This is a genomic window from Candidatus Palauibacter polyketidifaciens (assembly GCF_947581785.1).
Classification (GTDB): Bacteria; Gemmatimonadota; Gemmatimonadetes; order Palauibacterales; family Palauibacteraceae; genus Palauibacter; species Palauibacter polyketidifaciens.
Map to the genome: position 1 here is coordinate 14,716 of NZ_CANPVO010000028.1, position 20,023 is coordinate 34,738.

General features: G+C 69.8%; 17 protein-coding genes. 13 read left to right on the forward strand and 4 right to left on the reverse strand.

Translation table 11 applies throughout. The features are described 5' to 3' along the window. Positions 1 to 26: 26 nt before the first annotated feature. Genes hisH through hisD form a run of 3 tightly spaced genes read left to right on the forward strand, consistent with a single transcriptional unit; the run spans position 27 to position 4,059 of the window. Positions 27 to 707: an imidazole glycerol phosphate synthase subunit HisH gene (hisH, locus tag RN729_RS08175; protein ID WP_310783540.1), complete on the forward strand. Its 681-nt coding sequence runs from the start codon at positions 27 to 29 to the stop codon at positions 705 to 707. Further along, the gene (gene hisF, locus RN729_RS08180) at positions 701 to 1,468 is read left to right on the forward strand and encodes an imidazole glycerol phosphate synthase subunit HisF (RefSeq protein ID WP_310783542.1); all 768 of its coding nucleotides are present in this window, start codon (positions 701 to 703) and stop codon (positions 1,466 to 1,468) included. The genes hisH and hisF overlap by 7 nt, the downstream gene beginning before the upstream one ends. Next, positions 1,465 to 4,059 carry a histidinol dehydrogenase gene (gene hisD / locus RN729_RS08185; RefSeq protein WP_310783544.1) on the forward strand — a complete coding sequence of 865 codons (2,595 nt, stop codon included), beginning with the start codon at positions 1,465 to 1,467 and terminating at the stop codon, positions 4,057 to 4,059. The genes hisF and hisD overlap by 4 nt, the downstream gene beginning before the upstream one ends. On the opposite strand, the gene RN729_RS08190 is transcribed toward hisD, so the two are convergent. After that, positions 4,010 to 4,459: a hypothetical protein gene (locus RN729_RS08190; RefSeq protein ID WP_310783545.1), complete on the reverse strand. Its 450-nt coding sequence runs from the start codon at positions 4,457 to 4,459 to the stop codon at positions 4,010 to 4,012. The genes hisD and RN729_RS08190 overlap by 50 nt on opposite strands. 139 nt (positions 4,460 to 4,598) lie before the next feature. Here RN729_RS08190 and RN729_RS08195 point away from each other — a divergent pair, with 139 nt between their 5' ends. The 4 genes from RN729_RS08195 to RN729_RS08210 are packed head-to-tail and all read left to right on the forward strand — an operon-like array spanning position 4,599 to position 7,384. After that, positions 4,599 to 5,174 (forward strand): sigma-70 family RNA polymerase sigma factor, encoded by a 576-nt coding sequence (locus RN729_RS08195; RefSeq protein WP_310783546.1) that lies wholly within the window; start codon positions 4,599 to 4,601, stop codon positions 5,172 to 5,174. Beyond that, positions 5,167 to 5,637 (forward strand): hypothetical protein, encoded by a 471-nt coding sequence (locus RN729_RS08200; RefSeq protein WP_310783548.1) that lies wholly within the window; start codon positions 5,167 to 5,169, stop codon positions 5,635 to 5,637. Before RN729_RS08195 ends, RN729_RS08200 begins: the two co-directional genes overlap by 8 nt. Beyond that, positions 5,634 to 5,954, forward strand: a complete 321-nt coding sequence (locus RN729_RS08205; protein ID WP_310783550.1) for a heavy metal-binding domain-containing protein — start codon at positions 5,634 to 5,636, stop codon at positions 5,952 to 5,954. The genes RN729_RS08200 and RN729_RS08205 overlap by 4 nt, the downstream gene beginning before the upstream one ends. A 2-nt stretch (positions 5,955 to 5,956) precedes the next feature. Next, positions 5,957 to 7,384, forward strand: coding sequence for an alpha/beta hydrolase (locus RN729_RS08210; RefSeq protein ID WP_310783552.1), 1,428 nt, complete (start codon positions 5,957 to 5,959; stop codon positions 7,382 to 7,384). Between the two features lie 10 nt (positions 7,385 to 7,394). Here RN729_RS08210 and RN729_RS08215 read toward each other — a convergent pair whose 3' ends face one another. After that, positions 7,395 to 8,471, reverse strand: coding sequence for a transporter substrate-binding domain-containing protein (locus RN729_RS08215; protein ID WP_310783554.1), 1,077 nt, complete (start codon positions 8,469 to 8,471; stop codon positions 7,395 to 7,397). A 147-nt stretch (positions 8,472 to 8,618) separates the two neighbouring features. Between RN729_RS08215 and RN729_RS08220 the strand changes: the two genes are divergently transcribed. Genes RN729_RS08220 through RN729_RS08230 form a run of 3 tightly spaced genes read left to right on the forward strand, consistent with a single transcriptional unit; the run spans position 8,619 to position 12,276 of the window. Then, positions 8,619 to 9,959 carry a M20/M25/M40 family metallo-hydrolase gene (locus tag RN729_RS08220; protein ID WP_310783556.1) on the forward strand — a complete coding sequence of 447 codons (1,341 nt, stop codon included), beginning with the start codon at positions 8,619 to 8,621 and terminating at the stop codon, positions 9,957 to 9,959. Further along, entirely contained in the window at positions 9,956 to 11,311 is a 1,356-nt protein-coding gene (locus RN729_RS08225) for an amino acid permease (RefSeq protein ID WP_343218912.1), read from the forward strand. The genes RN729_RS08220 and RN729_RS08225 overlap by 4 nt, the downstream gene beginning before the upstream one ends. Continuing rightward, positions 11,308 to 12,276, forward strand: coding sequence for an EamA family transporter (locus RN729_RS08230; protein WP_310783560.1), 969 nt, complete (start codon positions 11,308 to 11,310; stop codon positions 12,274 to 12,276). Before RN729_RS08225 ends, RN729_RS08230 begins: the two co-directional genes overlap by 4 nt. Positions 12,277 to 12,288: 12 nt before the next feature. Here the strand turns inward: RN729_RS08230 and RN729_RS08235 are convergent, their stop codons facing one another. Then, on the reverse strand, positions 12,289 to 12,675 hold the full coding sequence (locus RN729_RS08235) for a hypothetical protein (protein WP_310783562.1): 387 nt from the start codon (positions 12,673 to 12,675) through the stop codon (positions 12,289 to 12,291). 234 nt (positions 12,676 to 12,909) lie between these two features. Here RN729_RS08235 and RN729_RS08240 point away from each other — a divergent pair, with 234 nt between their 5' ends. From RN729_RS08240 to RN729_RS08250, 3 genes are all read left to right on the forward strand, one after another. Beyond that, positions 12,910 to 14,394, forward strand: a complete 1,485-nt coding sequence (locus tag RN729_RS08240; RefSeq protein ID WP_310783564.1) for a serine hydrolase — start codon at positions 12,910 to 12,912, stop codon at positions 14,392 to 14,394. Then, positions 14,378 to 15,868, forward strand: coding sequence for a serine hydrolase (locus RN729_RS08245; RefSeq protein WP_310783566.1), 1,491 nt, complete (start codon positions 14,378 to 14,380; stop codon positions 15,866 to 15,868). Before RN729_RS08240 ends, RN729_RS08245 begins: the two co-directional genes overlap by 17 nt. An 89-nt stretch (positions 15,869 to 15,957) precedes the next feature. After that, a complete protein-coding gene (locus RN729_RS08250) occupies positions 15,958 to 18,525 on the forward strand; it encodes a zinc-dependent metalloprotease (protein WP_310783568.1) in 2,568 nt (855 codons plus the stop codon). 45 nt (positions 18,526 to 18,570) lie between these two features. Here the strand turns inward: RN729_RS08250 and RN729_RS08255 are convergent, their stop codons facing one another. Then, complete coding sequence (locus RN729_RS08255) at positions 18,571 to 19,926, reverse strand: hypothetical protein (RefSeq protein WP_310783570.1); 1,356 nt, start codon at positions 19,924 to 19,926, stop codon at positions 18,571 to 18,573. Positions 19,927 to 20,023: the final 97 nt, after the last annotated feature.

Genomic DNA, 20,023 nt, shown 5'->3' on the forward strand with positions numbered 1-20,023 from the left:
GTGGAGATCCTCGAGACGGTGTCGCCATGAACGCCGCCCGCATCGGAACGGGAGGGGAAGTCGGCATCGTCCCTACGGGCGTGGCAAATCTCGAAGCCGTCCGGTCGGCCTTCCGGCGGCTCGGACGGACGCCGCGGGTCCTGGATTCGGCGGCGGACATCGAGCGTGCGGAGTACGTCGTCCTGCCCGGCGTCGGGTCGTTTGCCGACGGGATGGCCGAGTTGCGGCGCCGGGGCTGGGAGGAGGCGCTCCGCCGCCGTGTCGAGTCGCTCCGGCCGACGCTGGGGATCTGTCTCGGGTTGCAGTTGTTGTGCGACGCGAGCGACGAGGCTCCCGGCATTCCCGGGCTTGGCTGCGTTTCGGGGCGGTCGGTGCGGCTGGACGGCGCCGGCCGCGTGCCGCAGCTGGGCTGGAACCGGATTGCGGCCCCGGGTGCGGCCGTCTTCCTGCGTCCGGGCATCGTCTACTTCGCCAACTCCTATCGGCTTGAAGAGGTTCCGGCGGGATGGACGGGGGCGACGGGCCGCCACGGGACCCGCTTCGTCGCCGGGTTCGAGCGGGGCGGAGTCCTTGCGTGCCAGTTCCATCCGGAGTTGTCGGGGCGGATTGGCGCCGCCCTGCTGAACCGCTGGCTTGAAGAGGCTCCGGCGGCGGCGGAGGCCTCGGAGGGGATGACGGACCGGACCCGCATGGCGGCCGCGTGCTGAACGTCCGCGTCATCCCGTGCCTGGACGTGAAGGACGGCCGGGTCGTGAAGGGGGTCCGCTTCGCGAATCTCGCGGACCAGGGCGATCCGGCGGCTCTGGCTCGCCGCTACGAGCGGCAGGGCGCGGATGAGATCGTCATCCTCGATGTGTCGGCGACGGCGGACGGACGGCTGGCACGGTTCGAGACGATCGGCCGCGTGCGGGATGAGATCTCGATCCCGCTCACGGTCGGGGGCGGCGTGCGGACGGTGGAGGACGGGGGCTCCCTGCTGCAGGCGGGCGCGGACCGGGTGTCGGTGAACACCGCGGCCGTGGAGCAGCCCGAGCTTCTCGCCGGACTGTCGTCGCGCTTCGGTGCCCAGTGCGCGGTTCTCGCGCTGGATGCCGCGCGGGCGCCATCCGATGGCTGTCCGAGCGGCTTCGAGGTCCTGACCCACTCGGGGAGCAACCGTACCGGGCTCGACGCCGCGGAATGGGCTCGGCGCGGGACGGAGATGGGGGCCGGAGAGATCCTGCTCACGAGCTTCGACCGCGACGGGACGCGCAGCGGATACGACCTGGCGCTGATCGGAGCGATCCGCGAGGCCGTGACGGTGCCGATTGTGGCCTCCGGCGGCGGTGCGCACCCCGGCCACATGCGCGCCGCCGTGGACGCGGGCGCCGACGCGGTGCTCGCGGCGTCGATCTTCCACCAGGGCGACTGGTCGATCGGCAGACTCAAGGATCGACTGCAGCAGCTCGGCGTCGTGGTGCGTCGATGATCATCCCATCCATCGACCTCATGGGCGGCCGGGCCGTGCAGCTTCGCCAAGGCGCCACGCTTGAAATCGACGCGGGCGATCCGCGGCCTCTCGCGGAGAGGTTCGCGGTCGCGGGGGAAGTCGCGGTCATCGATCTCGATGCGGCTCTCGGCCGCGGAGACAACGCCGCCCTCATCAGGGAACTGCTGCCACTCGCACCGTGCCGGGTAGGCGGCGGCATTCGGTCCCGTGAGGCGGCGCTCGACTGGCTCGACGCGGGCGCGCGGCAAGTGATCCTGGGCACGGCGGCGAATCCCGATGTCCTGGGCGAACTCCCGGCGGAGCGCGTGATCGCCGCGCTCGACGCGCGCGATGGCGAGGTCGTCGTCGAGGGCTGGCAGCGCGGGACGGGTCGCGGCGTCATCGGGCGGATGGAGGAGCTCGATGGTCTCGCGAGCGGCTACCTGGTCACCTTCGTGGAGGTCGAAGGCACGCTGGGCGGGATCCCGCTGGATCGCGTCGCCGCCCTCGTCGCGGCTGCGGGATCCGCCCGCGTCACGGTGGCGGGGGGCGTCCGCGAGGTTTCGGAGATCGCGGCACTCGACCGAATGGGCGCGGACGCGCAGGTGGGGATGGCGATCTACAGCGGACGCATGGAGCTGGGCGACGCGATCGCGGCTCCTCTGAAGTCCGACCGGGCCGACGGACTTTGGGCGACAGTGGTCGAGGACACGGGCGGGCGCGCGCTCGGGCTCGCATGGTCGAGCGCGGAGAGTCTGCGCACCGCCGTCAGGGAACGGCGCGGCGTCTACCAGAGCCGCTCACGGGGGCTCTGGAGGAAGGGTGAGACGTCCGGCGCCACGCAGGAACTCGTCCGGGTGGCGGCGGACTGCGACCGCGACACTCTGCGCTTCACGGTACGACAGCACGGGACCGGCTTCTGTCACACGGGCACCCGGACGTGTTTCGACGATCCGGTCGACCTCGAGACCCGCCTTCGCGAGCGGCTCGCCGACCCGGAGCCGGGCTCGCTCACCGCGCGGCTCGCCGGGGATCCGGAACTGCTGCGGGGGAAACTCGTCGAGGAGGCGCAGGAACTGGCCGAAGCCGGATCGAAGGCGGACGCGGTCGCGGAGTTCGCGGACCTCTACTACTTCGCCCTCACGCGGCTCCTGAAGGCCGGCGGCTCCCTCGAGGATGTACGTCTCGAACTCGAGCGGCGCGCCCTCAAGGTGCGTCGCCGAGCCCCGAGGGCGCCGGGGGAGGCGACCGGTCGGACGGCTTCGGCACCCGCCGCCGCGGCGGGCGGGATCCTGCCGCCGATCGGCCTCGATGAGGCCGTGCGGGCGGTGCGCTCGCCGGCGCTCGACCCGGCAGCCCTCGAGGTCGCGCGAACGATCCTGGACGATGTCGAGCGGCGCGGGGAGCCGGCGCTCCGCGAGCACGCCGAGCGGCTCGGCGACCTCGAGCCGGGCGACGATCTGCTCCTCGACCGGTCGGCTCTCGAGCGCGCGGCGGAAGCACTGCATGCCGACGACCGCGAATTGCTGAACCGCGTGGCGGACCGGATCCGCGCGTTCGCTGAGGCCCAGCGGGCATCCGCGAACGACCTCGAGACGCCGGTCGCGGGCGGTCGCGGCGGCCATCGGCTCGCCCCCGTCGGAGCGGCCGGCTGTTACGCGCCCGGGGGGCGCTTCCCTCTCCCGTCCTCGGTGCTCATGACCGTCATCCCCGCGAGGGTGGCGGGCGTGGACGACGTGTGGGCCGCATCGCCGCGCCCGACCGCGGCGGCCCGGGCCGCGGCCTTCATCGCCGGCGCGGACGGCCTGCTGGCCATCGGCGGCGCGCAGGCGATCGGCGCGCTCGCCTTCGGCGTCGGAGGCGTCTCCCGCTGCGAGAAGATCGTGGGGCCGGGCAACCGGTTCGTCACCGCGGCCAAGCGCCTCCTCTACGGCCGGGTCGGCCTCGACACCATCGCCGGTCCATCCGAGCTGCTCGTCGTCGCCTCGCCGGATGCGGAGCCGGCGCGCGTCGCGGCCGACCTGCTCGCCCAGGCCGAGCACGACCCGGACGCCGTCCCGCTCCTGTGCGCCTTCGACGAAGCGACCGTCGAGGCCGTACGCGAAGAGACCGAGCGGCAGCTGGCCACGCTCCCGACCGCACCGATCGCGCGTCAGGCCCTGGCGGCCGGCGGCGCCCTCCTCGTGGCAAGCCTCGACGAGGCCGCCGCCATCTGCGACGCCGTGGCGCCGGAGCACCTGCAACTGCACGGCGAGCGGGCCGAGCCGCTGGCTCCGCGCGTCCACCGGTACGGATCGCTCTTCATGGGGGCGGCCACACCCGAGGCGGCCGGCGACTACGGAGCCGGACCGAACCACACGCTTCCCACGTCGGGCGCCGCGGCGTTCGACTCGGGACTCTCGGTGTTCTCGTTCCTGCGTCGACCGACGTGGCTGACGCTCTCGCCCGAAGATGACGCCTACGAGGATCTGCTGCGGGACACCGCCGCGCTCGCCCGACTGGAGGGGCTGGAAGCGCACGCGCTTTCGGCGGAACTCCGGCTCACGGCGGCGGCCCGGGGAGATCGCCGTCGGAGGGTCCGCGCCTCGTAAGGTGGTCGAGGGCACGGTCCACGGCGTCCTTCGTCGAGGCCGTGATCCCTCCCCTCTCGTACTCCTGTACCGCCAGCCGCTCCAAGCGGTCGACGAGCGCGTCGACTCCGGGCCGGGGGGCCGACGTCAAGGGCCGAACATGATCCGTGGCGCCGAACAGGTTGATCCAGTACTCCGTCCGGCGCCCCCACTCCAGCAGATCGTAGAACTGCCGACCCGCCCGGGGCCCGAGTCCGAGTACGTCGAGGAGGGCGACGAAGAGCGAGATCGGCAGCAGCAACGCATCCCTCAGGCCATCGAGGAGCAGCTTCAGCTGAAAGACGGCCACGTCGCGGAGGAGCGTCCAGCGCGAGGGAACGATTTCGGGTTGCAGGGTTGCTCCGACCGGGAACTCGCTCATCCTGTCTCTCGATTCCTTGATCCGTGAAATAAACTTCGCGGCTTCGTGTACCCTCGCGTAGCGAACAGTCACCACAGATCCACAGCGGTGCCCGCGACCATGGGAGCCACAATTGAACAGCTCGGAGGCAACCGACCGGATGCTCGTTCTTCGCGCGCAGCGTGGCGAGCGTGCGGCCTTCGGCGAACTCGTCACACGATACATGCAGCGTGCCTACTATACCGCGCTCGGCCTCGTCGGGAACCACGACGACGCCCTGGACCTCTCTCAGGAGGCCTTCGCCAGGGCGTTCCGCGCGCGCGCCAGGATCGACCCCGAACGTCCCTTCTTCCCCTGGCTGTACCAGATCATCCGCCGACTCTGTTTCAACCATACGCGGGACCAGCGGTCACGCCGACTGAAACTCGAACAGGCCGGCAGCTGGCTTACGGACACGACGATGGGACGGCGCCCTCTCAGCCCCGATCAGGCGGTCGTGCGTGCCGAACTGCGCGAACAGGTCGGGGCGGCCATCGAACGCCTCCCGGAACGGGAACGGGAGACGCTCGTCCTGCGCGAGTTCGAGGAGCTGCGGTACCGGGAGATCGCCGAGTTGCTGGGGATCCCGATCGGCACGGTGATGTCGCGCCTCTATCGGGCGCGGCGGTCCCTCGCACGCGAGATCGAAACGGCGGGAACCCGTCCCGGCCAGGAGGGAGGTTCGGGCGATGAGTGAGAGAAACGTGAGTCCGCCCGGCGACGAGCGGGTGCGCCATCTGATGATGGCCGAACTGGACGAGGAGATTTCGGGAGAGGGACGTCTCGAACTCGAGTCCGCGCTCGGGGAGGACCCGGGCCTTCGCGACGAACTGGCAACATACCAGCGCCTGAAGGAGGTCACCGACACCATGACTCCGCTGAAGCCGCCGGAGGAAACCTGGGACAGCTACTGGGAGCACGTCTATCGCCGGCTTGAACGCGGCATCGGCTGGGTTCTGGTCTCGCTGGGGACGATCGTCGTTGGGACGTGGGCGCTGTGGACGGCCGTAGGCGAGCTGATTCGGGACACGACGATGCCCGCGTACATTCGCTGGGGCATGCTCGCGCTGATCGCGGGCTTCGTGATCCTCTTCGTCTCCGTCGTCCGCGAGCGCCTGTTCATGCAGAAGAAAGACCCCTACAAGGACGTGATCCGATGATCATCACCTCCCGAAACGACCTCGCCGGATACCGGATCCTGGAGGAGTTCGGCCTCGTCCGCGGCAGCACGATCCGGGCGCGCCACCTGGGCCGCGACATACTCGCGGGTCTCAAGACCATCGTGGGAGGCGAGATCCAGGAGTACACGAAGATGATGGCCGAAGCGCGGGAGCAGGCGGTCGATCGGATGGAGGCCGAGGCGGCGGCCGCCGGCGCGAACGCGATCCTCTGTGTCCGCTTTTCGACCTCCTATATCCTGGGAGGGACCGCCGAGATCGTGGTCTACGGCTCCGCCGTGAAGGTCGAGGAGAGCTGACCGTGGCGCTGAGAATGCTTGTCGCGGCCGGGTGTGTGCTCTCCTCTCCAGCGCTGGCGCAGGAGCCGGATCCCGACCCGGCGGAAGGCGCCGGCGTCGAGGGCCGGTGGGCGGGATCCGTCGTTCTTCCCACGGCCGAGTTGCCCTTCGCGGTCACCTTCGAGCGCGCCGATGGAGCGCTCTCCGCGAGCATGGACATCCAGGGTCAGGTCGGTCTGCCTCTCACAGCCGTGTCCCACGCCGACGGCCGCGTGCATTTCGAACTCGAAACCCCGATCGGTCTCGCCGCGTGGGACGGAGCCCTCACGGGTGACACCATCGAGGGTGACACCATCGAGGGCGAATTCACCCAGGGCGTCGTGACCGCCACGTTCTCCGTGTCGCGGGCCGATCTTCCGGAAGCGGGGGCGGAAGAGCCGCCCCCGTACCGGGAGGAAGAGGTCTCGTTCGAGAACGGCGACGTACACCTCGAGGGCACGCTGACGCTTCCGGAAGGGACGGGACCGTTCCCGGGCGTCGTCCTGATCACGGGTTCGGGACCCCAGGACAGGGATGAGATCGTGGCCGGGTTCGCCGTCTTCCGCCTCCTCTCGGATCACCTCACGCGGCAGGGGATCGCGGTCCTCCGGTATGACGATCGTGGCGTCGGCGGCTCGTCGGGGAGCGTCGCCACCTCCACCTCGGCCGACTTCGCGGGCGACGCGCTCGCCGGCCTCGCGCGGCTGGCGGAGCATCCGGCTGTCGACCCGGCCCGGGTCGGCCTCGTGGGGCACAGCGAAGGGGGCATCATCGCCCCCATCGCGGCCTCACGCTCGGACGCCGTCCGCTTCACCGTGCTGCTGGCCGGTTCGACCGTGCCCGGCACCGAGATCCTGTACGAGCAGTCCGCGGCCATTCAGCGCGCGAGCGGCGTGCCCGAGGACCGCATCGCGTGGAATACCGACTTCCAGCGCCGTTTGTTCGCGGCCCTTGAGGCGGGTGAGGGCCTCGAGGCATATCGGGAGGAGCTGGGGGCCACCATCCGCGAGGGCATCGAGACCCTGCCCGAGGCGCAGCGCGCCGCGATCTCCGACGTGGACGCCTACGTGCAGGGCCAGATCGACGCGCAGATCGACCGCGTCGAGACGCCCTGGTTCCGCTATTTTCTCACGTACGATCCGACCGAAGGTCTGCGGGGCACGCGGGTGCCGGTGCTCGCACTCTTCGGCGGGCTCGACCTGCAGGTGCTCCCCGACCAGAACCGCCCGCCGCTGGAGGAGGCGCTGGCCGGGAACCCGGACGTGACGGTCGAGGTGCTCCCGCGTGCCAATCACCTCTTCCAGGCCGCGACGACCGGATCCCCGGCCGAGTACGCGCTGCTCGAGAAGCGTTTCGTCGACGGCTTCCTCGACACGATCTCCGACTGGATCCTCGCCCGCTTCAGCAGCTGACGGTTCGGAGCTACTGCTGTCGCAACCCGTTCACCCGCCGGGCCCAGAGGGCGGCCCGCTGCCGGAAGACGGACGGGTTGGCGAGCCAATCCGCGAAGCCCGTGCGGCGTTCGTCGGTCAGCCAGTCGATTCGGGCATCGATGCAGGCCAGCAGATCGCGGTCCTCCGCGTCCAGCGTGAACCCCCCGAATTCGGCGAGGGAATCCCGGGCGGCCACAGTGAACTCTCCGCCCGACCTGTGCGCGGCCTCGCCGCTTCCGATTTCCCCCTGGGCCACGGCGTCGATGCGTCCATCGCGCAGGGCGTCGAACAATTCCTGATCGCCGGACTCCCGGCCGAGGTACACCACCTGCGGCATGTCGCTGGATGGGGGGTGAAAGCGGGTCCGGCCCTCAAGGACGGGCGATGCCATGGCGGCCGTGATCGTAAACGCCCCCGTCCCATCCGCCACGACCGTGCCGGCCGGCGTCTCCACGCGCGTCCCCGCTCGGAGCACACCGGAACCGTCCACGATTCCCGTGATCTGGAGCAGCCGCGCTTCACCCGTTGTCCCCGCAAGGACGCCCACGCGCACCGCACTCGTGAGCGCGTGGTAGGATGAGAGCCGCGCGGCATCCTCGCTGCGCACCAGGAGCGACTGGCGGAACGTGATGTGGCCGGACGTGAACGCAACCGCCCGGGCACCGGTATCGTCGAGCGTCCGTGACTCGAGAATCGTGATGCCGCCGCCGGCCATGTCGAAGTCCGGCGTCGCGGGCAGAAGCCAGATTCCGGGCCAATCGACGATCGGGCGGCGCACGAAGGAGAGTCCGGTCCCGGGCATGGCCTCGAGCGCGCTGAGGAGGTCGGCCTCGTAGCCCATGTGCCGACTGAACCCGGGCGAGTTCGGGTTCTCATCCGCGCTGTAGCTTACGGGCGCGAAGAGTGCGTAGAACGCCACCGTGAGCGGAGCGTCGCCGCATGTGGCCGACAGCGGCGGCTCCACGGCGCCTCCGCAGCCCACACCGACGATCGCAAACCCGGCCACCAGCCGCCGCACGATCGGCTCTATCGCCTTTGACTTCAGCTCGACACCTCGCTCAGCCATCGGCCCACAGTGAGACCGCGTTTTCGACATGTGTTCGGAGACGGTATTCTTGACGAGCAGACTTCCGCCAGAGACCGGCATCCTGTGCCCCTGGCAGCCAACGACGACGACCGCCAAAAAGACCCGATTCGAGGAGACGCACCCGCGATGTACGCACGATATGCCTGGCCCTTCAAGGGACTCATCGTCTCGATCCCCCTTGGCATGGCCATCGTCGGGGGCATCCCGGCTGGGGCGGCGGCCCAGGCGCCGGGTGACGAGGTGCGGCGCCTCGCCGAACATCCCGCGGTGCAGAGAGCCTTCGGGATCATCGAGGAACTCGAACCGAGGACGATCCGCGAACTCATCGAACTCACGCAGGTACGGGCACCCCCCTTCATGGAGGAGGAGCGTGCCCGGGTCTACGCGGAGTGGCTCCGCGAGGCCGGCGCCGACTCCGTGTCCATCGACGAAGAGGGCAACGCGATCGGGATCCGATACGGCCGGGGCGGCGCGCGGGGATCGACGCCGGAGGGGGAGCGGCGGATCGTCGCGTTGTCGGGGCACCTGGACACGGTGTTCCCCGAGTTCGTCGACGTGACGGTTGAGCAGCGCGGAGACACGCTGTTCGCCCCCGGCATAGGCGACGACACGCGCGGCCTCATCGCGGTCCTCACGGTGCTGCGGGCGCTCGAGGCCGCCGGCATCGAGACGGAGGCGGACGTTCAGTTCATCGGGACGGTCGGGGAGGAAGGGCTCGGCGACCTGCGCGGGATGAAATACCTGTTTCGCGAGGGCGCCGACCCCATCCACACCTGGATCGACGTCGACGGCACGGGACTGGGGAGAATCGTGAACAAGGGGCTCGGCTCCCATCGCTTCCGCGTCATCTTCCGGGGCCCGGGCGGCCATTCGTGGGGGGCGTTCGGGCTCGCGAACCCGGCCCACGCGCTGGGACGCGGGGTCCGGCACTTTCAGGACGTGGCGGACACGCTCACGCGCTCCGGGCCTCGCACGAGTTACAACGTGGGCCGGATCGGAGGCGGGACCTCGGTGAACGCGATCCCCTTCGAGGCGTGGATGGAGGTGGACATGCGGTCGGAGAGCGCGGAGAGCCTCGGGCGCATCGACACCGCCTTCCGGGGGGCGATGCGCCGGGCGCTGGCGGAGGAAAACGCCCTGCGCCGCGCGGGACCCGAGATCGAACTCGAACTGGACCAGATCGGAGACCGTCCCTCGGGAGAGGTCGCGGACGACCATCCCCTTGTCGAGCGGGCGATCGAGGTCATGCGGATCTTCGGGACCCAGCCCGAACTCACGCGCTCTTCCACCGATTCGAACATCCCGATCGCACTCGGCATCCCCGCGGTGACGATCGGAAGCGGCGGCGTGGGAGGCGGCGCCCACTCACCCGCCGAATGGTGGATCAACCGCGACGGCCACCTCGGGATCCAGGCGAACCTCCTCCTGCTGGTGAGCGAGGCGGGCCTGGCCGAGACCATCCCCTGAACACCTCCCGGCGGGCCGCCAGCGCCGGGTTCGGCCTTCACACGGCGGCGGCGGTCGTCGTCGCCAACATGATCGGAACCGGCGTCTTCACGAGCCTCGGATTCCAGCTTGAGTCCCTGAGATCCGGGTTCGCCCTCCTCATGCTGTGGGTCGTGGGCGGGGTCGCGGCCGTGTGCGGCGCCCTCACCTACGCCGAACTGGGATCGACGATCCGGCGCTCGGGGGGCGAATACACCTTCCTCTCGCACATCTACCACCCGGCGGCCGGCTTCGTCTCGGGCTGGATCTCGGCCACGATCGGGTTCGCGGCCCCCACGGCGCTGGCCGCGATCACGTTCGGGACGTACCTCTCGTCCGTCTTTCCGGTGCTGCCCTCCCGGTGGCTCGCCGTCGGGCTCGTCGTGCTGCTCTCCGTCGTCCATGGACGCACGCACCGCACCTCGGGCGGCTTTCAGCGCTGGTCGACGACGGCCAAGGTCGCGCTGATCCTCGCCTTCGTCGCAGCCGGGCTGTCTCTCGTCGCGGCACCACGGGAGGTCGGCGTGCTCCCCTCGGCGGACGGCGTGTCGAACGTGTTCTCCGCCGGGTTCGCCGTGTCTCTCATCTTCGTGTCGTATTCGTATTCCGGGTGGAACGCCGCGACGTACGTGACGAGCGAACTCCGCGATCCGCGGCGCACGCTCCCCCGCGCGCTGGCGACCGGGACGCTGCTCGTGATGCTGCTCTACGTCGGACTCAATTACGTCTTCCTGCGGGCCGCCCCCGCCGAGGAAATGGCGGGACGGCTCGAGGTGGGATACATCGCGGCGGGGTACATATTCGGGCCGGTGGGGGCCGACCTGATGGGGATCACCCTCGCGCTCCTCCTCGTTTCCACGGTGAGCGCCATGGTGCTCGCGGGTCCGCGCGTCCTCCACGCGATCGGCGAGGACTACCCGACCTTCCGGTTCCTGAGTTCGATCAACGCGCGCGGAACGCCCGGAGCGGCCATCTTCACGCAGGCCGCGATCAGCCTCCTCTTCATCCTCACGGAGTCCTTCGAGACGATCCTTGTCTTCTCCGGTTTCACGATGGGCCTGAACACGTTCCTGGCGGCGGGCGGGGTGTTCCTCCTTCGCCGACGGCAGGCCTCGGGCGGACAGTCCGCGACGGGCGATGGACCCGCCGGCGAACCGTACCGGACCTGGGGCTATCCCGTCACGCCGCTCATCTTCCTGGCGGTGACGGGTTGGACGCTCGCCTACATCCTCCGCGACCGCCCCCTCGAAGCGGGGCTGGGACTGGGGCTCATCGCTGTCGGACTCGGCATCTACGCGGTCACGCGGGCCCGCGACCGAAGGACTCGCGCTTGAACCCGAGCCCGCACACGGCTTCCCCGAAGGCCCTGCTGCTCGCGTTTGCGGCGGTGTACCTGGTCTGGGGATCGACCTACCTGGCCATCCGTTTCGGCGTGGAAACGATCCCGCCCTTCCTCCTCGGCGGCACGCGCTTCCTGGCGGCGGGTGTGATCCTCGCCGTCGTGTCCCGCCGTCGGGGCGCGCCGGTCCCGAAACCTTCGGAATGGAGGGCTGCCACCATCTCGGGCGTGTTCATGGTCGTGGGCGGTAACGGACTCGTATGCTGGGCGGCGCAGTACGTGCCCTCGGGACTCACGGCTCTGCTCGTGGCAACGGTACCGCTGTGGCTCGTCGCGATCGCGCGCGTGGGGCCGGACCGGGAGACGGCGAGCCCCATGGAAGTCGCGGGACTCGTGCTGGGCCTCGGGGGCGTGGCGCTCCTCGTGGGGACCTCCGGGGCGGAAGTCGGCATTCGCGGGGCGAGCGCGAACCAGGTCGCGGCCGGAGCGCTCGTCGTCGTGGGGGCGTCGCTATGCTGGGCGATCGGCTCCATGTACAACCGGCGGGCCGCGCTGCCGCAGCCGCCGCTCTACGGGACGGCGCTGACGATGGCCGCCGGGGGCTTGATCCTCGTACTGATCGGACTGGCGGCGGGAGAGTTCGGCCGCCTGTCGCTCGGCGACGTGTCCCTTCGGTCGTGGCTGTCGCTCGCCTATCTGACGGCGATGGGGTCGATCGTGGCCTTCTCGGCCTACATGTGGCTCCTGCGCACGGTGCGGCCGGCCGCCGCGGGCACGTACGCGTACGTGAACCCGGTCGTGGCGCTCCTTCTGGGCTGGTGGCTCGCGGACGAGGCGTTCACGCTGCCGATGCTGGCGGGCACCGTGATCATCGTGGCGGGAGTCGTGCTGGTACAGCGGGGGCGGGCGCCGAAGGGCGGCCCGAGGCCGGCGACCGTGCGGGCGCCAGCCTCAAGGTAGCCCCCCGCGCGGTCAGAGGGAGAGCGGAGGCCGGCGCCGCTGCTGCTGCTCGGCCAGGTATTCGCGGTACTTCTCAATCTGCTCTTCGCTCAGCACCTCGGCGAGCTTCGTTTCCGTCTCCTGCTGGAACTCCTGCATCATCTGCATCATGGCGTTGCGGTCCATCGAACCCCGCGCGGCCTGGAAGCGCTCGCGGCGGCTCTCCGCCCGGGTCTCGAGGATTTCCCGGACCTTCACGACCTGCTCCTCATCCAGCGCGAGCCGCTCCGTGAGTGCCGTCATCTGGTCGTCGAGACTCATGCCGAAGCCACGGGCGGCCCGCTGAGCCTGCGCCTCGAGCGGCGCCGCGGCGGCGAGTGCGACCAGTACGAGAGCGAACGCTCCGATCGTCTTTCTCATCGATATCCTCCCTTTCCTGCCTTCTTACTTGCCTGTTCCCTGCCTGCTTCCCCTGCCTGCTTCCCTTTGCGTCAGGTGCGGCCCCTTCACTCGAAACGACACGGACCCCGCCGGAAACGTTATGGACCCTTGCGCCAAGCGCTTCGGATGCGCTCAGCTAGGAAGCACGGGACGAAGGCCGAGAGCGCGAAAGTGGGGGCGGCCTGGCCGCCGCACGCCGCAGGAGAAAACGTCATGGGGGTTCGCATGAGGGTTCACCAGGAGATCTGTCATCGGTTCCGAACCTGCACCGCGGTGGGCGGCATGCTCCTGGTCACCGGTTGTGCGGGAGAACGCACCGTTCCCGGGGAAGACGAGGCGGCCCACGAGCGCTCGCACGTCGCGGGCATGGCGGCGCACCACATCTGCTCGGGCGTCTTCGTCGTGGGACGCGACTACGAGCGTTCCGTGGACGAGGTCGTGGCGCAGGACATCCGGCGTTTCCCGTTGTTCAACTGGCAGGATGACTTCGAGTACGGGGTGAACTTCGAGACGCGCACCGCCTCCGTGTCGGCAGCCGATTTCGGCACGCGCTCCGCTGAGTACAACGGGGACCAGGGGTGCACGATCCTGCCGGCCGAGCTCGACGACGTGACGTACGAACCGCAGGTCGTCGAGCGGCTCATTCCGGACCCCGACGCCACCGCGTGGCCGACGGGCGATGTCGGCGCCTACCACGACCCGCCGCCGCCGGAGGTCGACATGGAGGCGCTCGATGCCGCCCTCGACTGGACGATGGCCCAGAGCGAGCACAACACGCGGGCGCTCGTCGTCATCTACGCGGGAAGGATCCTCGGCGAGCGCTACGCGCCCGGCTTCACGCGTAATACGCCGCAGATCTCGTGGTCCCAGGGGAAGAGCATCGCGAGCGCCCTCGTCGGCGCGGCGATCCAGGCCGGTCACCTCGACGCCGGACTCGACGACCCCGTGCCCGTGCCCGAATGGCAGGGGGAGGACGACCCGCGCAGGGAGATCCGCATCCGGGACATCCTGAACATGAGTTCGGGGCTCGATTTCCTGAACCTGGGCCTGACGGACTCGCTGTCCTGGACGCACACGAACGAACACTTCCAGATCTACTTTGAGGGGATCGATGTGTTCGAGCATGCGATCGACCAGCCGATGGACACCCTGCCGGGCGCGATCTTCCGCTACCGGAACTCCGACCCGCTCACGGCGAACCGGATCGTGCGACAGGCGGCCGAGGCGCGGGGAGAGGACTGGCTCACGTATCCCCAGCGCATCCTGTTCGACCGGATCGGAGCGCGGGACTACGTCCTCGAGACAGACGCGTGGGGCAACTTCATCATCACCGGCTACGATTACGGGAGCGCGTGGGACTGGGCCCGGTTCGGCCTCCTCCACCTGTGGGACGGCGTGTGGCCGACACCCGATGGCGGAAGCGACCGCATTCTCCCGGAGGGTTGGGTGGACTTCGTCAGCACGCCCGCACCGGGCGCCGATGCCCTGCAGTACGGCGGGCTGTTCTGGCTCAACCGGGGCGGCTCGCTGCCCCGCGCCCCGGAGGACGCCTACTGGGCGGCGGGATTCATGGGACAGTACACGGTCGTCATCCCGTCGTACGATCTCGTGATCGTCCGGCTCGGGCCGAGCCCCGGCGACACCGGGGCGTATCTGTCGGACATCATCGGAGAGGTGACCGATGCGATCGACCGCTAGCCTGTCAGCCCTTCCGCGCGGCGGCGCCGGCACCCTGGTCGCGGCGGTCGCCTTCTTTGTGCCCGGCTGTGCGCCGGAATCGGACGCACGGGGCGAAACGGGGGTGGAAGACGAGGCCCATATCCGCGGACACGTCGCCGGGATGTCCGCGCATCACCTCTGCGCCGGCGTCTTCGTCGTGGGCCGGGACTACGAGCGCTCCGTGGAGGAAGTGGTAGCGCAGGACATCCGTCCCTTCGACCGGTTCGACTGGCAGGACGACTTCGAGTACGCGGTGGATTTCGAGACGCGCACGGCCTCGGTCTCGGGAGATGGAGTCCCAACGCAGTACGCGGAGTACAACGGCGACCAGGGCTGCACGCTCCTGCCCGCCGGGTTCGAGGATGTGACCTTCGAGCCTGTGGTCGTCGAGCGCCTGAGCCCGGATCCCGAGGCAACGGCATGGCCGACGGGAAACGTGGGCGCGTACCACGACCCCCCGCCCGACGAGGTCGACGTGGCCGCGCTCGGAGCGGCGCTCGACTGGGCGATGGCCCAGACGGAGCACAACACGCGGGCGGTCGTCGTCATCTACGCGGGGAAGATCCTCGGCGAGCGCTACGCCCCCGGCTTCACGCGCAACACGCCGCAGATCTCGTGGTCACAGGGGAAGAGCATCGCGAGCGCCCTCGTCGGGGCCGCGATCCAGTCCGGCCACCTCGACGTCGGACTCGACGACCCGGCACCGGTGCCCGAATGGCAAGGGGACGACGACCCCCGCCGGGAGATCCGCATCCGCGACCTCCTGAACATGAGTTCGGGGCTGGATTTCCTGAACCTGGGCTCGGATCCGGTGCTCCGCTGGACGCATGCGCACGAACACTCCCGGATCTACTTCGAGGGGATCGACGTGTTCGAGCACGCGATCGACCAGCCCATGGACCGCGCGCCGGGGGAGATCTTCCGCTACCGGAACTCGGACCCTCTCACGGCGACGCGCATCGTGCGGCAGGCCGTCGAGGCGCGCGGAGAGGACTGGCTCACCTACCCGCAGCGCATCCTGTTCGACCGCATCGGGGCGCGGAACTACGTCCTCGAGACGGATGCCTGGGGCAACTTCATCATCACCGGCTACGACTACGGGAGCGCGTGGGACTGGGCGAGGTTCGGCCTCCTCCACCTGTGGGACGGCGTGTGGCCGACCCCGGACGGCGGGTCCGACCGCATCCTCCCCGAGGGGTGGGTGGACTTCGTCAGCACGCCCGCTCCCGGTGCGGAGCTCCTCAACTACGGCGGATTGTTCTGGGTGAATCGCGGCGGAGCGTTTCCGAGGGCCCCGGAAGATGCCTACTGGGCGGCGGGAGCCATGGGGCAGTACACGGCCATCATCCCGTCCCGGGACCTCGTGGTCGTCCGGCTGGGACCGAGCCCTGGCGACCACGGAGCGTACATGTCCGACATTATCGGAGAGGTGACCGCGGCAATCGACCGGTAGCTGTCCGTCATCGTAATGTGTAGGCCCGTTCCCCCTCAGCCCCGGGGGCGTCGTCCACTTCCCGTCTCCAGGAGGATCTCGTGTACTCCGTGACCCGTTTCCGGAAGCTGCTCCCCGTTCTCCTCTTCCTCCTCAGCCCCGTTTCGATCCTGGCGCAGGACTCCGGGGGAGGACTCCCCTCAATCGAGGACAAGACGGCCTCGATGCGGGCCATCGACGGCTTCATCCCCATGTATTGGGATGCCTCGAGCGGAAAACTGTGGCTTGAGATCGCGCGCTGGGACACGGACATCCTCCACGCGACGGGGCTCGCCTCGGGGCTGGGGTCGAACGACATCGGCCTCGACCGGGGGGCGCTCTCCGGCTCGCGCCTCGTGCGTTTCCACCGGGTCGGGCCGAAGGTGCTGCTGATCCAGCCGAACCTCGACTTCCGGGCGAGCAGCACGAACCCGCGCGAGGTGCAGGCGGTGACGGACGCATTCGCCCCGTCGACGCTGTGGGGCTTCACGGCGGCGGCCGAGACGGATGGCCGTGTGCTCGTGGACGCGACGGACTTCTTCGTGCGCGACATGATTAACTGGGCGCAGCGGCTGCGCCCCGGGACGTACCGGTTCGACGCGGGCCGAAGCGCCGTACACCTGCCGATGACGATGGGGTTCCCGGAGAACACGGAGATCGAGGCGTCGCTCACCTTCGTCCGCCAGCCGGGGGGCGGGGGCGGCTTCGGCGGTTTCGGGGGCGGGGGCAGCGCGTTCGAGGGAGTCGGGAACGTGGCGGCGACCGGCGAGGCCGCCACGATCCGTCTCCATCACTCCTTCGTGCAACTGCCGGAGTTGGGGGAGTACACGCCCAGGGCCTTCGATCCCCGGTCCGGCTACGGAGCCATGAGCTTCGCGGACTACTCGGCCCCGCTGGGAGAGGATATGCAGCAGCGGTTCATCCGGCGCCACCGGCTCGAGAAGCGGGACCCGTCGGCGGCCATGAGCGAGCCGGTCGAGCCCATCGTCTACTACCTGGACCCGGGGGCGCCGGAGCCGATCCGGACGGCGCTGCTCGAGGGGGCGCGGTGGTGGAACCAGGCGTTCGAGGCGGCCGGCTTCCGGGATGCGTATCGCGTGGAGATGCTCCCGGACGGCGTGAGTTCGCACGACGTGCGCTACAACGTGATCAACTGGGTGCACCGCTCGACGCGCGGCTGGAGCACGGGCGGTTCCGTCATCGACCCGCGCACGGGCGAGATCCTCAAGGGGGTGGTGACGCTGGGTTCGCTCCGGTGGCGGCAGGACTACCTGATCGCCGAGGGTCTCCTCTCGCCCTATGCCGACGGGGACGAAGCGCCGGCGGACCTGGCGGAGTGGGCGCTGGCGAGGATCCGGCAGCTCTCGGCGCACGAAGTGGGACACACGCTCGGCCTCATCCACAACTACTATGACAGCCGGCTCGGCCGGATCTCGGTCATGGACTATCCTCACCCGCTCGTGACACTGGGTGACGCCGGAGAGCTCGACTATTCCGAGGTCTATGACGTGGACATCGGAGAGTGGGACAAGGTCGCGATCGTGTACGGGTACTCCGAATTCCCGGAGGGAGCGGACGAAGCCGCCGAGTTGCAGCGGATCCTGGACGAGGCCTGGGACGAGGACGTCATCCTCTTCACGAACCAGGACATCAACATCCACGCGCGCGCCGACCAGTGGTCGAACGGGGTGGACGCGGCGGCGGAACTCGAGCGGATGATGGACGTGCGGCGGCACTCCCTGGACCGCTTCGGCGAGGGCGCGATCCGCGCCGGGCGGCCGATCGTTACGGTCGAGGAGGCGCTGGTCCCGCTGTACATGCACCACCGCTACCAGGTGGACGCGGCCGCCTCGCTGCTCGGAGGGCTGGAGTACGTCTACGCCTTCCGAGGGGACGGGCGGACGCCCGTGAAGCGCGTCGCCGGCGGGGCGCAGCGGGCGGCGCTCGGTGCGCTGGCCCGGACGATGCGGCCGGCGGAGTTGGAGATCCCCGCCGGTGTGCTTGACTTGCTGCCGCCCCGGCCACCGGGGTTCGGGCGCCACCGGGAGATGTTTCCCCGCTACACGGGGCCGGCCTTCGATGCAGTCACGCCAGCAGTCGTGGCGGCGGACCACACCGTGTCACGCGTCCTCGAACCGTCGCGGGCGGCGCGCCTCGTGCAGCAGCACGCGCTCGACCCGAGCCTGCCGGGCCTGAAGGAAGTGCTGACGACGCTGGTCGACGCCGTGCGCCCGGAGCCGAACGAGACGCCGTACCGCACGCAACTCCGCCTGGCCGCGTTCCGCGTGGTCGTGGATCGGATCATGGCCCTCGCGGACCAGGCGTCCATGCCGCACGTGCGCGCCATCGCGACGCGGAGCCTGACCGACATGCGGGCCGAGATGGCCGCGAACCCGCCGCCGGAGCGGGACGCCGCCTTCGCCGCGCTGGTCGACCGCGACATCGAGCGCTTCCTCGAGAAGCCCTCGGCGCCCTACGAGATGCCGGGGACGCCGAGCGCGCCGCCGGGCGCGCCGATCGGGGAACCCGCGATGGACTGGCTGGCGCGCGAGGCCTGGACCGCCGCCGGCCCCACCGGCTGGGCAGCACAGTGGCTCGGGACTGCGCCCGCCTGTTCGGCCGACCGGCAGAACTTCTGAAGGGAGTTCGCGGCGGGAGACGTTCCCGCGGGAACGTGGTGAGCCTCAGCTGTAGCCGATGGCGAGGGCGATGACGAGAGCGACCGCTCCGAGCGCCATCAGCATGAGGTAGCGCGGGATCACGAACCGCAGCCACGACTCGTAGCGGACGCCGCTCGCGGCCAGGATCGCCATCAGGGCGCCGTTGGTGGGCGTGATCAGTTCGCACAGCCCGGCCCCGTACTGGTAGGCCAGGATCGTGATCTGCCGCGAGAGCCCGAGCAGGTCGGAGAGCGGTACGAGGACGGGCAGCGTCAGCACGGCCTGTCCGCTCACGCTGGGCACGGCGAAGTGCAGTACGCCCTGCGCGGCCGACATTCCGATGGCCGAGAGCGCGAGCGGCAGGTCCGCGAGCGGGACGAACAGTCCGCGCACGATGGTGTCGATGATCCGCCCGTCATCCATGACCACGTAGATCGCGTTGGCGAAGCCGATAAGCAGCGCGGCGTATCCCATCGACCGGAACCCCTCGGCGTAGGCATGGGCCGTCCCGGTCACGCCGAGCCGGCCTATGATCCCCACCACGACGCCCATGATGAAGAAGAGGGCCGACATGTGGTCGAACTCCCACTCCCACCGGAGCAGTCCCCACACGAGGACGACGAAGGTCGAGGCGACGATCGCGAAGATGGTTACGTCCCTCCAGCCGAGTGCCCCATCCGGCTCCGAGACGTCCGTCGTCTCCTCTGCCTCGGGCCCCGCACGGGTACGCGCGGCATACCGCATCGTCCACCAGATCCAGAGGCCGAGGGCGATGGCCAGGAACGCGAGACGGAACGCCCAGCCCGAAAGCAGCGCCACGTCGGACACCTTCTGGGCGATTTGGACCTGGAACGGGTTGATGGGGCTGAAGGCCGACCCCACGAAGGCGGAGCCCGCGCTGACGGCCACCCCCACCATCGGAGAGTAGCCGAGCCGCTTGGTGAGCAGCATGAGCGCGGGAACGAGGGGGATGATCTCCTCCTGCATGTTCTCCGTCACGCCGCCCGCCGCAAAGGCGAGACAGACGACCGGGATCGCGAGGATCTCGCGGCCCTCGAGCCCCCGGACGAGCCAGGTCACGCCGCGCCGGAGCGCCCCCGTCGCATCGAACACGGCGAACGCCCCGCCGATGAGAAAGATGAGGAACACGACATCGGCGCGGTCCGCCATCCCCCGCGGGATCGCAACGATCGCCTCGAAGGCGCCGATCCGGTTGGCTTCCACCTCGTGGAAGGTCCCCGGCACCACGACGCTGCGCCCCGTCACCGGATCGTCCCGCCGCTCGTACTCCCCCGCCGGCAGCACGTACGACAGCGCCGCAGCCGCCAGGATCGCGACCGTGAGCAGCGTCAGCGGATGCGGAAACCGCAGCCTTCGCACCCGTTGCCTCAGGCGCTCGCGAAACGTCCGTGATGTGGCCATGAATGCTGAAGGTGCCTGCTACCCTCCCGATCTGACAATCCGAGGTACTGGTCGG

Coding starts and splice junctions, on each gene's coding strand:
- RN729_RS08220 (WP_310783556.1), top strand. CDS start 8,619: ATGTACGCACGATATGCCTGGCCCTTCAAGGGACTCATCGTCTCGATC.
- RN729_RS08190 (WP_310783545.1), bottom strand. CDS start 4,459: ATGAGCGAGTTCCCGGTCGGAGCAACCCTGCAACCCGAAATCGTTCCC.
- RN729_RS08205 (WP_310783550.1), top strand. CDS start 5,634: ATGATCATCACCTCCCGAAACGACCTCGCCGGATACCGGATCCTGGAG.
- hisD (WP_310783544.1), top strand. CDS start 1,465: ATGATCATCCCATCCATCGACCTCATGGGCGGCCGGGCCGTGCAGCTT.
- RN729_RS08215 (WP_310783554.1), bottom strand. CDS start 8,471: ATGGCTGAGCGAGGTGTCGAGCTGAAGTCAAAGGCGATAGAGCCGATC.
- RN729_RS08195 (WP_310783546.1), top strand. CDS start 4,599: ATGCTCGTTCTTCGCGCGCAGCGTGGCGAGCGTGCGGCCTTCGGCGAA.
- RN729_RS08240 (WP_310783564.1), top strand. CDS start 12,910: ATGGGGGTTCGCATGAGGGTTCACCAGGAGATCTGTCATCGGTTCCGA.
- RN729_RS08245 (WP_310783566.1), top strand. CDS start 14,378: ATGCGATCGACCGCTAGCCTGTCAGCCCTTCCGCGCGGCGGCGCCGGC.
- RN729_RS08200 (WP_310783548.1), top strand. CDS start 5,167: ATGAGTGAGAGAAACGTGAGTCCGCCCGGCGACGAGCGGGTGCGCCAT.
- RN729_RS08235 (WP_310783562.1), bottom strand. CDS start 12,675: ATGAGAAAGACGATCGGAGCGTTCGCTCTCGTACTGGTCGCACTCGCC.
- hisH (WP_310783540.1), top strand. CDS start 27: ATGAACGCCGCCCGCATCGGAACGGGAGGGGAAGTCGGCATCGTCCCT.